At 71.9% G+C, this 14,701-nt stretch carries 9 protein-coding genes; all 9 read left to right on the forward strand.

Annotated features, from left to right (window positions below; all coding sequences use genetic code 11):
• Positions 1 to 360: 360 nt before the first annotated feature.
• The 9 genes from VT50_RS27920 to VT50_RS27960 all read left to right on the forward strand — a co-directional run bounded on the left by VT50_RS27920 (position 361) and on the right by VT50_RS27960 (position 14,698).
• Positions 361 to 6,378 (forward strand): type I polyketide synthase, encoded by a 6,018-nt coding sequence (locus VT50_RS27920; protein WP_053048609.1) that lies wholly within the window; start codon positions 361 to 363, stop codon positions 6,376 to 6,378.
• A gap of 129 nt (positions 6,379 to 6,507) precedes the next feature.
• Positions 6,508 to 7,755, forward strand: coding sequence for a crotonyl-CoA carboxylase/reductase (ccrA, locus tag VT50_RS27925; protein WP_046086974.1), 1,248 nt, complete (start codon positions 6,508 to 6,510; stop codon positions 7,753 to 7,755).
• A 31-nt stretch (positions 7,756 to 7,786) separates the two neighbouring features.
• Positions 7,787 to 8,971: a cytochrome P450 family protein gene (locus VT50_RS27930; RefSeq protein WP_053048608.1), complete on the forward strand. Its 1,185-nt coding sequence runs from the start codon at positions 7,787 to 7,789 to the stop codon at positions 8,969 to 8,971.
• A 140-nt stretch (positions 8,972 to 9,111) separates the two neighbouring features.
• Positions 9,112 to 9,363 (forward strand): acyl carrier protein, encoded by a 252-nt coding sequence (locus tag VT50_RS27935; RefSeq protein ID WP_046086973.1) that lies wholly within the window; start codon positions 9,112 to 9,114, stop codon positions 9,361 to 9,363.
• 51 nt (positions 9,364 to 9,414) lie between these two features.
• Entirely contained in the window at positions 9,415 to 10,659 is a 1,245-nt protein-coding gene (locus VT50_RS27940) for a beta-ketoacyl-[acyl-carrier-protein] synthase family protein (protein WP_046086972.1), read from the forward strand.
• 22 nt (positions 10,660 to 10,681) lie between these two features.
• A complete protein-coding gene (locus VT50_RS27945) occupies positions 10,682 to 11,833 on the forward strand; it encodes a beta-ketoacyl-[acyl-carrier-protein] synthase family protein (protein WP_046086971.1) in 1,152 nt (383 codons plus the stop codon).
• Positions 11,830 to 12,810 carry a beta-ketoacyl synthase N-terminal-like domain-containing protein gene (locus VT50_RS27950; protein ID WP_046086970.1) on the forward strand — a complete coding sequence of 327 codons (981 nt, stop codon included), beginning with the start codon at positions 11,830 to 11,832 and terminating at the stop codon, positions 12,808 to 12,810. Before VT50_RS27945 ends, VT50_RS27950 begins: the two co-directional genes overlap by 4 nt.
• Entirely contained in the window at positions 12,807 to 13,691 is an 885-nt protein-coding gene (locus VT50_RS27955; protein ID WP_078840752.1) for an alpha/beta fold hydrolase, read from the forward strand. Before VT50_RS27950 ends, VT50_RS27955 begins: the two co-directional genes overlap by 4 nt.
• Positions 13,688 to 14,698: an acyl-CoA thioesterase family protein gene (locus VT50_RS27960; protein WP_046086969.1), complete on the forward strand. Its 1,011-nt coding sequence runs from the start codon at positions 13,688 to 13,690 to the stop codon at positions 14,696 to 14,698. The genes VT50_RS27955 and VT50_RS27960 overlap by 4 nt, the downstream gene beginning before the upstream one ends.
• The last annotated feature ends 3 nt before the right edge of the window (positions 14,699 to 14,701 follow it).

The following is a 14,701-nucleotide window of genomic DNA, read 5'->3' on the forward strand; positions in this document are numbered from 1 at the left end:
GCTCCGCATCCGGTGCGCGGCGGGCGACGCTACGCCACGCCCAATTGCGCAGCAAGCCCCGTGGACACTACCGGTCACATTGATCGTCCCGTTCGTGGTCCCCGCATCGCCGATGCTAATTTCGGCCGTATGACATCCGCGACTCCGGAGGAACACGTGCCCACCGGGCAAGGGAACATCTCCGGGTAAAGCCAACCGGCTTGTTCACTGTTGTCGCCGTTCGCGGTTCGGTGTTCGTCGGTCGTCGGCGCTGCTGCAATTCCTATGCCGCGCGCCGTTGTCTCCCAGGGTTCCCGGAAGTGGAGAGCGCGGGCTCATATCGCCAGGAACCGTCGTGCTGTCTTCTTTCGGAGTGCTACTGTGAGCCGTTCTGGAACGACCCCGGACGAACTGCGGGAACGTCTGGCCCCGCTGCCGCGGCACGAGCGGCTGGAGATTCTCCTCGGGCTTGTGTGCGGCAAGGTCGCCGAACAACGGGAAACCGGCGACGCGCGGTCCATTGACGCCCACACCCCCTTCCGCGCGCTCGGGCTCGTCCGTGACAAGGCGGCGGCCCTGCTGGCGGATCTCACCGCGGCCACCGGTGTTCCGCTCTCTTCCGTCACCGTCTTCGACTACCCCGATCCGGCCGCGCTCGCCGCCCATCTGCTCACCCGGCTCAGCGGCCCGGAGGAGGAACCGGCGGAGGCGGAGCGGGCGGGGCGCCGTACGGTGGTGCGTGACCACACCGGTGACCAGGCCGAAGACCCCATCGCCATCGTGGGAATGGCCTGCCGCTTCCCCGCCGGGATCACCTCTCCCGAGGAGCTGTGGGGGTTCCTCGAGGAGGGGGGTGACGCCGTCACCGGCTTCCCCGTCGACCGTGAATGGGACGTGGCGGGCATCTATCACCCCGACCCGGACCATATGGGCACCTCCTACACCCGTTCCGGCGCCTTCATCGGCGATATCGCCGACTTCGACGCGGATTTCTTCGGCATTTCACCCCGCGAGGCCGTGGCGATGGACCCGCAGCAGCGGCTGCTGCTGGAAGTGGCCTGGGAAGCGGTGGAGCGGACCGGAATAGCCCCGCACACCCTGCGCGGGAGTTCCACCGGGGTCTTCATCGGCACCAATGAACAGGACTATCTGTCGCGCTTCTTCCAGCCCCCCGAGGAGAGCGAGGGATTCCTCATCTCCGGCAACGCGGCGAGCGTCCTGTCCGGCCGGGTCTCCTATGTGCTGGGCCTCCAGGGCCCGTCGGTGAGCGTGGACACCGCCTGCTCCTCCTCCCTGGTGGCACTCCACCAGGCGTGCCGGTCGCTGCGCGACGGGGAGTGCGACCTGGCGCTCGGCGGGGGAGTGGCGCTGATGTCCTCGCCGGGCGCCTTCATCGACTTCGCCCGCAAGCGGGTGCACGCGGCCGACGGCAGGTGCAAGGCGTACGCGGACACCGCCGACGGCACCGGCTGGGGCGAGGGAGCGGGGGTCCTCGTACTGGAGCGGCTGTCCGACGCCCGCCGCGCCGGACACCGTGTGCTCGCCCTGGTCCGCGGCAGCGCGGTGAACCAGGACGGCGCCTCCAACGGGCTCTCCGCGCCCAACGGGCCCTCCCAGGAGCGGGTCATACGGCAGGCGCTCGCCGACGGCGGGCTGCAGCCGGGCCAGGTGGACGCGGTCGACGGCCACGGCACCGGCACGCCCCTCGGCGACACCATCGAGGCACAGGCGCTGCTGGCCACCTACGGCCAGGGCAGGGACGGGGACCGGCCGCTGTGGCTGGGGTCGATCAAGTCCAACATCGGGCACACCCAGGCGGCCTCCGGCGTCGCCGGGCTCATCAAGATGGTCAAGGCCATGGAGCACCGGTGGCTGCCCAAGACCCTGCACGCCGACACCCCCTCCCGGCGTGTCCCGTGGGACACCGGCGCGGTACGGGTGCTGGACAGCGGACGCGCCTGGCCCGAGGGCGAGGAGCCGATGCGGGCCGGTGTGTCGTCCTTCGGCGTCTCCGGGACCAACGCCCACCTGGTCATCGAGCAGCCGCCCGCGGTGACCGCCGCGGAGCCCACCACCGACGCCGACCCCGCCTCCGACACCGCGGTGCCCTGGGTGCTGTCCGCCCGGTCCGCCGACGCCCTGCGGGAGCAGGCCGGGCGGCTGCGGACCACGGTGGCGCGGAACACCGCGGCCTCCGTCGCCGACATCGGAGCGGCCCTGGCCACCACCCGCTCACCCTTCACCCACCGGGCGGTGCTCGTCGGATCGGACCGGGAGGCGTTCGATGACCTCCTCGCGGCCGTCGAGCGGGGCGACACGGCCGAGAACGCGGTGGCCGGCACCGTCCGCTCCGGCCTCGGCCGCCCCGTGTTCGTCTTCCCCGGACAGGGCGCCCAGTGGCCCGGGATGGGCGCCGACCTCCTCGACTGGTCGCCCGCCTTCGCCCGCTCCCTCCGCGCGGTCGACGCCGCCTTCGCCCCCCTGGTGACCTGGTCGGTGGAGGACATCCTGCGGCAGCGCCCCGGCGCGCCGTCGCTGGAGGAGCCCGAAGTGCTCCAGCCGGTGTCGTTCGCGGTGTCGGTGGCGCTGGCCGAGCTGTGGCGGGCCCACGGGGTGGAACCGGCCGCCGTCATCGGCCACTCCCAGGGCGAGGTGGCCGCCGCCGTGGTCGCCGGAGCCCTCGGCCTGGAGGACGCCGCCCTGATCATGGTCCTGCGCACCCGGGCCCTGATGCGGCTGCTCGGCAACGGGGCCATGGCCGCGGTGGACCTGCCCCTGGACGAGGTGGAGCGCCGGCTCGGCGGCTACGACGGCGAGATCTCCGTCGGCGCCGTCAACGGCCCCACCCAGATCACCGTCTCCGGCACCCCCGAGGCCGTCGACGCCCTGCTGGAGCGGCTGCGCGCGGAGGACGTCCGGGTGCGCAAGATCCGCGGCGCCGACGCCGCGGGCCACTCCGCGCAGGTCGAGACGTTGCGCGAGGAGCTGGTCTCCGGGCTCGCCGCCGTGACGCCGCGTTCGGCCCACATCCCGTTCTACTCCTCGGTGACCGGGGAGCCGGTGGACACCGCGCGGCTGGACGCCGGGTACTGGTACGACAACGCCCGCCGGACCGTGCGCTTCGACCTGGCCGTACGGGCCGCGATGGCCGACGGGCACACGGCGTTCGTGGAGGCCGGTCCGCATCCGCTCCTCACCGCGGCCATCGAGGACCTGGCGTTCGACGCCGGGGTCCCGGCGGTGGCTGGTGGCTCGCTGCGCCGGAACGAGGACGGGCCCCTGTGCTTCCGGCGCGCCGCGGCCGAGTTCTACGCGGCCGGGGTCGACGTCGACTGGACCACGGCCTTCCCCGACCCGCCCGGCACCCGGGTGGACCTGCCCACCTACCCCTTCCAGCGGAAGCGCTTCTGGCTCAAGGCCGCGGCCGCCACCACGGCACCGGCGGCGGGCACGCCGTCCGCCGCCGCGGACCCGGCACGGGATACCTTCTGGCGCGCCGTCGAGGAGGAGGACGTCACCGCGCTCAGCGGTGTCCTCGGCATGGCGGGTGACGGCCGGGCCGCCGCCCTCGCGGACGTCCTCCCGGCCATGGCCACCTGGCACCGGCGCCACCGTACCGACGACTGGCGCTACCGGATCGCCTGGGAACCCCTCGGGCCGACGCGCCCGGCCCCCACCGGCGACCACGGCCCCTGGCTCGTGGCCGTACCGGCGGAACACGCCGAACACGCCGTCACCCGGGCCGTGGCGGACGCGGTGCGCGGGCACACCGAGACGGTGCTGACCCTGGCGGTCGAGGCCAAGGACGGACGGGCGTCCCTCACCGAACGGATCCATGACCTCCTACCCGGCCAGCCGCTCTCCGGAGTGGTGTCCCTGCTCGCGCTGGACGACGACACGCCGTCCGAGGCCGCCCCCGGCGTACCGGCGGGCACCGCGCACACCGCCGCGCTGATGCAGGCGCTCGGGGACGCGGGGACGGACGTGCCGCTGTGGCTGATCACGCAGGGGGCCGTCGCCACCGGCGACGGCGACCCGGTGACCCGCCCCGTCCAGGCGCAGACCTGGGCCCTGGGCCGGGTGCTCGCCCTGGAGCACCCCGACCGGTGGGGCGGTGTGATCGACCTGCCCGCCGAGCCGGGCCCGGCCGCGGTGCGCGTCCTCACCACCCTGCTCACCGGCGGCGACGACGATCAGCTCGCCGTCCGGGACGCCGGTGTGTTCACCCGCAGGCTGACCCGCGCGGCGGACGCCGCACCGGCCACCGCCGGATGGCGCCCGGACGCCGACGGCACGGTCCTCATCACCGGTGGCACCGGTGCGCTGGCCGGTCATGTGGCCACCTGGCTGGCCGACCAGGGCGCCGGGCATCTGATGCTGGCCAGCCGGCGCGGCCCCGAGGCCCCGGGCGTGGCGGAACGCGTGGCCGAACTCAGGGCGCGCGGTGCCGAGGTCACCGTGGTCGCCTGCGACATGCGCGACCGGGAGGCGGTACGTGGCCTGCTCGACGCGGTCCCCGGGCGGCACCCGCTCACCGCCGTTGTGCACTGTGCGGGGATCGGCCGCCTCCAGGCCCTGGCCGACACGACACCGCAGGACTTCTCCGACGTCTTCGCGGCGAAGGCCGAGGGCGCGCGCCATCTGCACGAGCTCATCGAGGAGATGGGCATCCGCCTGGACGCCTTCATCCTCTTCTCGGCCGTCTCCGCGGTGTGGGGCGTCGGCCGCCAGGGCCACTACGGGGCGGCCAACGCCTATCTGCTCGCGCTCGCCGAGCACCGCAGGAGCCTGGGCCTCGCCGCCACCGCGCTCGCCTGGACCGGCTGGACCGGGGGCGGTATGGCCGTGGAGGACGCCTCGCAGGAGACCCTGCGGCGGCACGGCCTGCCCGACGGCGCCTTCGACCGCCTCGGCATGACCAAGGAGGAGGCCGCCGCGGAGACCGGAGAGCTCTGGGGGCTGCGCGGCATCGACCCGCGGACCCAGCTGGAGGTCCTGCGCACGGCTCTGGACCGCGGCGACGCGATCACCATGGTGGCCGACGTGCACTGGGAGCGGTTCACCACCGGATACGCGTCCGCGCGCCGCCGGCCGCTGCTGGCCGGGATCCCGGAGGCGCTGGCGCTGATGGAGCGCCTTGACGGCCCGGCCGCCGAGGGGACCGGCGGGGGGACTGGCGGGGGCGACGGCTCCGGCGCGCCGCGGACGCCCGAGGACTGGCAGCGCCGCCTGGCCTCCGCCACCGCGGAGGAGCAGCGGGACCAGGTCCTGGAGCTGGTCCGCGACCGGCTCGCCGAGGTCCTGGGGCACGGCTCGCCCGAGGACGTCGACCCCGACCGCCCGTTCCTCGAGATGGGCCTGGACTCCATCTCGGCGGTCCAGCTGCGCAACAGCCTGGGCACCGCGGTGGGGCTGCGGCTGCCCGCGACCATCGCCTTCAACCACCCGACCCCGCGCCAACTCGCCGGCTACGTATGGTCCAACGTGGCGCCACCCGCCGCCGAGGACCGCGGTGCCGACACGGCGGGCACCCCCGCCGAAGCCCCGGCCGCCGCTCCCACCGCGTCGTCCGGCGACACCCTGGTCCAGCTCTACAACTACGCCTGCGCCCACGGCCATGTGGACGAGGCGGTGAAGATGCTGTACGTCGCGGGACAGCTGCGCCCCACCTACTCCGCCCCGGAGGAACCGGCCTCCCGCCCGGTACCGGTGCGTCTGGCCGAGGGCCCGGAGCAGCCGCCGCTCATCTGCCTCACCCCCTACGTCGCGCCCGCGGGCGCCCACCAGTACGCGCGGTTCGCCGCGCCCTTCCGGGGCGTCAGGGACCTGTGGGCGCTCTCCCACCCCGGTTTCGCCCAGGACGAGTTGGTCCCCGCCGACCTCGACACGCTCTTCGCCACCCAGGCGCGTACGGTGCTCGACACCGCGGGGGACGCGCCGTTCGTCCTGCTCGGCTACTCCTCCGGTGGCTGGGTCGCCCATGGCACCGCGGCCCGGCTCGAAGAACTCGGCCGGCCCCCCGCCGCGGTGGTGATGCTGGACAGCTTCTCGCTGCGCCACCGCGAGGACAACCGGGTCTTCTCCACGATGATGAACCAGCACCACGAGCGGGAGGGCGACCTGGAGGTCCCGCCCGAGGAGCTTACGGCCATGGGCCGCTACCTGCCGATGTTCCACGAGTGGAGCGACATCCCCGCCCTCTCCGTGCCCACCCTGCTGGTACGGGCCGAGGAGCAGGCCGTGCTCAACCCCGAGACCGGGGCCGTCACACCGCCGCCTGAGCACGTGGACGTCACGGTCCCGACCCCCGGCAACCACTACTCGATGATGCAGGAACACGCCCCGCGCACCGCCGAGGCCGTCCGGACGTGGCTGGCGGACACCTTCGCCACCCGATGAGCCCGCGCCCGGCCCGCGCCCTGCCACCCACGTGAACGCAGCGCGTGAACACAGCGCGTGAACGCAGCACTTGGACGCAGCCGGTGAACGCAGTACGTGAACACAGCATGTGAATGAGGAGCCACTTTCATGGTCAAATCCCTCTACGAGCTCGGTGAACTGCCTCCGCTGGGCGAGGTCCCGCAGCAGATGTACGCCTCCCTCATCCGCCAGGATCGCTTCGGAGAGCCGGTCAAGGCGTTCCGTACCGAGGTGGTCGACGTCCCCGCCGCCGGGCCCGGCCAGGTGCTGGTCTATGTGATGGCCGCGGGCATCAACTACAACAACGTCTGGGCCGCCAGCGGCCAGCCCGTCGATGTCATCGCCGCCCGGCAGAAGTTCGGGCTCCCCGAGGACTTCCACATCGGCGGCTCCGAGGGCTCCGGGGTGGTGTGGGCGGTCGGCCCGGGCGTCCGCCACGTCAAGCCCGGGGACCAGGTGGTCCTCTCCGGAGGGCAGTGGGACGAGACGGCCGAGGACATCCGCCTCAGCGGCGAGCCCCCGTTCTCCAGCACCGCCCTGGCCTGGGGCTATGAGACCAACTACGGCTCGTTCGCCCAGTTCTGCCTGGTCAACGAGGTCCAGTGCCACCCCAAGCCGGCGAACCTCTCCTGGGAGGCGGCGGCCTGCTTCATGCTCTCGGCGCCCACCGCGTACCGCCAGCTCTTCGGCTGGCCGGGCCATACGGTGCGGCCCGGCGACCCGGTGCTCATCTGGGGCGGCGCGGGGGGCCTCGGCTCCAGCGCCATCCAGCTGACCCGGATGGTCGGCGGCATTCCCATCGCCGTGGTGTCCGACGACCGGCGTGCCGAGTTCTGCCTCGAACTCGGCGCGCGGGGGGTCATCAACCGCAATGACTTCGACCACTGGGGCCGGCTCCCCGACGCGGACGACGAGGAGGGCATGGCCCGGTTCCTGCGCGGCGCGCGGGCGTTCGGCAAGAGGATCTGGGAGATCCTCGGCGAGCGCGCCGCACCGAGGATCGTCTTCGAGCACAGCGGCCAGGCGACCCTGCCCACCTCCGTCTATCTGTGCGCCACCGGCGGCATGGTGGTGATCTGCGGTGGCACCTCCGGCTACAACGGCGACATCGACCTGCGCCACCTCTGGATGCGGTCCAAGCGGCTCCAGGGCTCGCACGGCGCCAACACCCGGGAGTTCCGCGAGGTGACCAAGCTGGTGAGCGAGGGCGTCCTCGACCCCTGCCTCAGCCACTGCGACGACTTCGAGGGAGTCGGCCGGCTGCACCAGCTGATGCACGACAACACCCACCCGGGCGGCAACATGTCCGTCCTCGTCAACGCCCCCGAGCGCGGCATGACCACCCTGCCCGCCTGATCGGGTCACCCATACGCTCAGGAGAATCACCGTGCACCAACCTCCTCATGCCGATGAGCGGCCGGTACCGGAGCCGGGGGCGGCGCCCGCCCCGCGCAGCGTCCATCCGCTCGACATGGCGAACGGCACCAGACTGTGGCTCGTCACCGGATACGGACCGGTGCGCCAGGCGCTGTCGGACCCCCGGTTCGCCAAGGACTCCTGGGAGATCATGCGCATCCTGCGGGAGCGCCGGATCCAGGCCCACCAGGAGATCTTCAGCCAGGCGCTCAGCCACCACATGCTCAACACCGATCCGCCCGAGCACAAGCGGCTGCGGCACATGGTGAACAAGGGCTTCACCCTGCGCCGGGTGCAGCGGCTGCGACCCCGTATCGAGCAGATCACCGACCAGCTGCTGGACGCCGTCGAGGGACAGGACTCGGTCGACCTCATCGAGGCCCTGGCCTTCCCGCTGCCCATCACCGTGATCTGCGAACTGCTCGGCGTGCCCGAGGAGGACCGGCGCACCTTCAGGTCCTGGACGAACGCCTTCGTCCTCACGGTCGAGCCCGAGGTCTTCCAGGACGCGAGCGTCTCCATGAACGCGTACATCCGCGAGCTGGTGGCCGCCAAACGCGCGTCGCCCGGGGACGACATGATCTCGGCCCTCGCCACCGAGGACAGCGAGTCGGCGCTGGACGACGAGGAAATCGCGGCCATGGCCGTACTGCTGCTCGCGGCCGGCCACGAGACCACCGTGAACCTCATCGGCAACGGCGCACTGGCCCTGGTGACCCACCCCGAACAGTTCGCCGAACTGCGCGCCGACCGCTCCCTGCTGCCCGGCGCCATCGAGGAGTTCCTGCGCTACGAGAGCCCGGTCAACCAGGCGACCATGCGCTTCACCAGGGAACCGGTCGAGATCGGCGGTGTGCTCATCCCCGCGGACGAGTTCGTGATGGTGAACATCGACTCCGCCAACCACGACCCCGAGCGGTTCCCGCAGCCCGGCCGGCTGGACCTGAAACGGGACGCCCGGGGCCATGTCTCCTTCGGGCACGGTATCCACTTCTGCCTCGGCGCGCCGCTGGCCCGGCTGGAGGCCGAAGTCGTCTTCACCAGGCTGCTCGACCGCTACAAAACGATTGAGCTCACCACCCCGGTGGCCCAACTGGAATGGCGCAGCAGCACCCTGATGCGCGGGCTGGAAAGCCTGCCGCTGCGTATGGCATAAGCCGGAACATGGACAACTCACCGCTATCGGCGGGACGTTGTTGGCAGCATGTGTCCGAAACCATTGAATCCCTTGCTTGGCCGAACGTAATGTCCTGAAGCGTCGGCCCAACAAATGCGAAGAAGGCAGAGGAAGAGCATATGAGCGCACTTGTGCAGGAGCGTCGTGATGACATCAAGGAAATCGTCTGCGACATCCTTGAAATCGATCCGGAGGAATTGACGGAAAGCGGCCTCCTGAAGGAGGACCACGACGCCGACTCGCTGCGGGCCATTGAGATCCTGGCCGCCCTGGAGAAGACGTTCGGAATCACCATCGACCAGGCGGAGATGTCGCGCATGGTGAATCTCGACGGCATTTACGCGGTGGTCGCGGAGGCGAGCGAGAAGTAAGCGGAACGGGAGTTCGATCGGCCGTCCGGGAGTTGAGGAGAGAGCGGGATCATGCGGAGCGAGGCCCCTCACCGAGTCGTCGTCACCGGTATGGGAGCGATATCCAGCATCGGCATCGGAACGGCCGACTTCCGCACCGGGCTGCGCTCCGGGCACAGCGCGGTGCGGCCCATCACGGCGTTCGACACCGACGGATTCGCCCATGCCATGGGGTGCGAGGTGACGGGCTTCGCGCCCGAGGACCACATCCGTAACGTCCCCCTGCACACGCTGGGCCGCGCGGGCCAGTTCTCGGTGTCGGCCGCCCGGATGGCGGTCGAGGACGCCGGGCTCGACGAGGCGGACCTGCGGGCCCGCCGCGGCCTGACCGCGATCGGCACCACCGACGGCGAGGCCAGGGACATGGACCGGCTGGTCGAGACCGAGCTGTCAAAGGGGCCCGAGGCGATGGACCCGGCGGTGGCCGAGCGGGTCACCCCGGGCCGGCTGTCGTCCGCGGTGGCCCGCGAATTGGGCCTGCGCTCGGTGGAGGCGGTCACCCTGCCCACCGCCTGCGCCGCCGGGAACTACGCCATCGGCTACGGTTACGACGCCATCAGCTCGGGGGACGTGGACTACGCGCTGTGCGGTGGCGCCGACGCGCTCTGCCGCAAGACGTTCACCGGCTTCTACCGGATCGGCACCATCGCACCCGAGAGGTGCCAGCCCTTCGACAAGGACCGGCAGGGAATTCTCACCGGCGAGGGCGCCGGTGTGCTGGTCCTGGAGAATCTGGAGTCGGCCAGGGCGCGGGGCGCACGCATTCACGCCGAAGTGCTCGGCTTCGCCTTGAACTGCGATGCGCACCATCCGGTCGCACCCGATGAGGACAGCGTGGCCGACTGTATGCGGCTGGCGCTGGAGAATGCGGGAGTGGGGCCCGGCGATGTCGATTTCATCTCCGCGCACGGCACCGGGACCCGGGCCAACGACGTGACCGAGGCCGCCGCCGTGCGCCGGGTGTTCGGGGCGGATACGGCCCCGCGCACGATTTCCATGAAATCGATGCTCGGCCACAGCATGGGAGCCGCGAGCGCGCTGGCCTCGATCGGCTGTGTGCTCGCCATCGTCGAAGGGTTTATCCCGCCCACGATCAACCATGTCGAGACCGACCCCGAATGCGGTCTCGACTGTGTGCCCAATGAGGCCGTCGCCGCCAAACCGAGAGTCGTGCAGAACAACGGTCTCGCCTTCGGGGGAAACAACGCTGTGCTGATCTTGGGCAAATACGAGGAGGAACAGACGTGGCACGGGTGATCGACCGCATGCGACGGTCCCGATGAGCTGGGCGATAACCGGCACCGGTGCGGTGGCCAGCATCGGACAGGACGCCGACGAGGTCTTCGACGCCCTCTGCGCGGGGGTCAGCGGACGCGCCCCGCTGCGCGGCTTCGACCGCCGCGCCTTCCGGACCGCACACGCCTACGAGATCGACGACCGCCCCGCGGACGGCACCGATGTGCCGTCCCGCGCGACCGCCTGGCTGCTGCGGGCGGTGGCCGAGGCGCTGCGCGACGCCGGTCTCGACGAGGACCTGTCCTCCACCCCGGTGATCGTCGGCACCGGACTGCGGGAGCTGCGGTCCGTCGAGCTCAGGTGGTGCGAGGACGCCGAATTCGACCTCGGCGGACTCCACTTCGGGACCGCACTGCGGGAGCGCTTCGGGGCCACCTGGACCTACACGATCTCCAACGCGTGTTCGGCGTCCCTGCACGCCCTGGCCATGGGGAGCGACCTGCTCACCGCGGGCACCGCCGAAGCGGTGGTGGTGGCCGGCGTGGACAGCATCACCGCGAGCATGTTCGGGCTGCTTGACCGGGTGCAGCTGGACCCCCCGGACCGGGTGCGGCCCTTCGACCAGAACCGCCGGGGCACCCTGATGGGCGACGGCGCCGCGGCCGTGGTGCTCACCCGGGAGGACCACCCCGCGGCCCGCCGGGCCAGGGGCCGGCTCCGGGCCGCGAGCATGAACTGCGACGCCGCCCACCCGACCGCACCCGACCCGGCCGGTATCGCCCAGGCCATCCGACTGGCGCATGAGCAGGCCGGTATCAAGGCCGACGACATCGACCTGATCCTGCTGCACGGCACCGGCACCTCCCTCAACGACGAGGCGGAGGCCACGGCCCTGGGCGATGTCTTCGGCGGCGGGATCGGCCGTCCGCTGATGACGGCGGTGAAGTCCATGACCGGGCACACCTCCGGCGGATCGGGGCTGCTCGGCCTGATCGTCGCCGCCCGGGCGCTCGCCGAGCGCCGGGTCCCGCCGACCATCGCCCTGGACACCCCGGCCGGGGTCGCCGGGCAGTTCCGCTTCGCGACCGGGCCCACCCCGCCGGAGGAGACGGAGCGGCTGCGGATCGCGCAGGTCGACGCGTTCGGCTTCGGCGGGGTCAACGCGGTCGCCATCGTGGAAGGAGTGGCCGCGTGACATCCGCGTCTGACACCGTCGTCACCGGCGTCGGCCTGGCGCTGCCGGGCGCCCGCGACGCCGCGGACCTGCTGCGCACCACCCGGGAGCCGGCCGAGCCGGTGGACCCCGGCACCCTCCTCGGCCGCCGGGGCCTGCGCTACAAGGACCGGGCCACCCAACTCGCCCTGTGCGCCGCACGGGACGTCCTGCGCTCATCCGGGCTGCTGCCCGCCGACGGCGAGGGCGGACTGACCGTCCCCGGGGACACGGTCGGCGTCGCCGTCAGCTCCAACCTCGGCAACCTGGACACCGTCTGCGAGGTGGCCTCGGCCATCGGCACGGAGACGACCTCGCACATCAGCCCCATGGCGCTGCCCAACGCGTCGAGCAATGTGATCGCCTCCTCGGTGGCGATGCAGCACGGGCTGCGCGGCCCCAACCTGATGTTCTGCAACGGGCCGACCTCGGGCTTGGACGCGGTGTACTGGGCCGCCACCCTGGTCGCCGCCGGGCGGTGCGACCGGGCGGTCGTCATCGGTGTGGAGACCGCCAACCCCGTGGTGGAAGGGCTGCTCGGCGAGGCGGCGGAGCGCCTGCTTGACGGCGCCGTCGCCCTGGTCATCGAGGGCGAAGCCGCCGCCCGCGCCCGTGGCGTACGGCCGTTGGCCGCCCTGGGGGCGTACACCCGGAGGGAAAGTGTCCGGGCGGCGGTCGAGCGGGTGCTCCCCGAGGGCCGCCCCGCCCCCGGCATCTGGCTCACCTCCCAGGAGAAGCCTCCGGCGCCCGGCACACCCGGCTTCCCCGACGCGCCGCGCCATGACCCGACCGGCGCGTTCGGACGGGCCGACGGCGCCCTGGGCGTGCTCCAGTGTGCCGCCGCCGTCGCCCGGTTCGGCTCCCACCCCACCGGAACGGCGCTGATCACCACGGGTGAGGACACCGATGACGCGGTCGCGGGCCTGCTGCTGCACCCCGCCCGGGAGGAGCACCCGTGAGCGTGGACCCCGGCCGGTACGCCACTCCGCTACGCCAGACCGGCGGCCAGCCGGAGCAGCAGCCGGTGATCGTGCGGTGCGCCCGGCGGGCCCTGGCCCCCGACCCGCTGCGCGTGCTGTTGCTGCACGGGCTGTGCAGCAACGCCGGTGTCTGGGACCCCTTCCTGCCGCTGGCCGACCCGCGGTGCGAGCTGTGGACCGCCGACCTGCCGTGGCGGGGCACCGGAGTGCACGGCTGGACCGGCCTCCCCGTCGAGACATGGGCCGACCAGGCGGTGGCCGGCGTACCGGGCGGCCCCGACGTCGTCATCGCGCACTCCTTCGGCACCAGCGCCGCGCTGACCTGGCTGGACCGGTGGAGCACCGGCGGCGCGGACGCCGCCCGGGGGCCGAGCGCCGTGGTGCTCATCTCCCCGCTGTACCGGGCCACGGCCGAGGAGTTCGACTGGAACTCGCTCGCCTACTACGTCAACAACTTCGACCGGATCCTCATCGAAGGCATGCAGATGGGGCCCAGCAGGCGTCTCCCCGACGAGCGCAGGCACACCATCGCCATGAAGATCCGCGATCTGGTCAGCCCCTACGGGTGGTTCCAGTTCTTCGGCACGTATCTGCGGATGCCGCAGATGCGCACCGAACGGATGACGATGCCGTTCCTCCTCGTCAGCGGTGGCGACGACATGGTGGCCGCCCCCTCCGACGCGCAGGCGCTGGCCATGTCGCTTCCCGACGCCTCCGTGCACGTCCTGCCGTGCCACGGACACTTCCCGATGGTCTCGGCGGTCGAAGAGTTCGCCGACCTCACCAACACATTTCTGCGGACCCGCCTCCCGGGCCCGCCGTCAGGATCCCCTCACCTCACCATGGAGCACCACCGATGACCACCGACACCGAGCCCGCACTGGAACCGCTGCTCGCCAAGAGCACACAGGTGGCCCTGCGACCCCGGTACGAAGGCTCGAACATCTGCACCTGGATCGGGTTCAAGCACGTCAACTACCTGATCGAGGAGGCCGTTCTCGAGCACTTCCGCAGCGCCGGGATGCCCGCCCGGGCCCTGTTCGAGGACTACGCCCTGGGGCTGGACCTCGTCGGCCTGGACACCCGCATCCTGCACGCCGTCCACATGGACGACCTGGTGGAGACCCGGGTCGAACCGGCGACCAAGGACACCGACGACGTCCTCCGCTTCCGGGTCACGCTGACCCTGGAGCGGGACGGGCAGCGGCTCAAGGCGGCCACCTCCAAGGTCGGGGTCTCCCTGCGGCGCAGCGACTTCCTGCCCGCCGAGGGGGAGCCACCGGCCGAACTCGCCCGGTTCGCGGTGTCCAGGCTGGGCACCGGACAGCCGCAGTCGCCCCCCGCCGCAGCGCCCGCCGACGGCCGCGCGCTCTCCCTCGGCCGGGGTACCACCGGTGCCGACCCGGTGCTGGACCAGCTGACCTCCGGCGAGAACGCCTTCGGCTGGAAGTGGCGCATCCCGTACCCGTACTGCCACTTCAGCGAGCGCCTTCAGCTGTCCGGCTATCTGCGCCAGATGGAGGAGGTGGTCGACCTCTTCCTGGCCGACCGTGGCATCTCCATCAAGCAGCTGCTCGAGGACCGCAAGTGGATACCCGTCGTCCCGCACTCCGCCATCCACATCCTCGACGAGGCGCTGATGGAGGAGGACCTTTACACCGTCTACACGGTCGAGGACGTGTTCAAGGGTTTCACCTACACCTCCCGCATGGACTGCTACGTGGTGCGTGAGGGGCGGCTCGTGCGGACCGCCACCGGCACCATCACCCACGGTTACGCGGAGATCGAGAGCCGCCGCGACTGGTCCCTGGTCACCTTCGACGACCGTGTGATGCGCGCCCTCGGTGGCGAGCGGGCCACCGGCTGACCG

This window comes from Streptomyces antioxidans, from assembly GCF_000968685.2.
In the GTDB taxonomy this organism is placed as follows: domain Bacteria; phylum Actinomycetota; class Actinomycetes; order Streptomycetales; family Streptomycetaceae; genus Streptomyces; species Streptomyces antioxidans.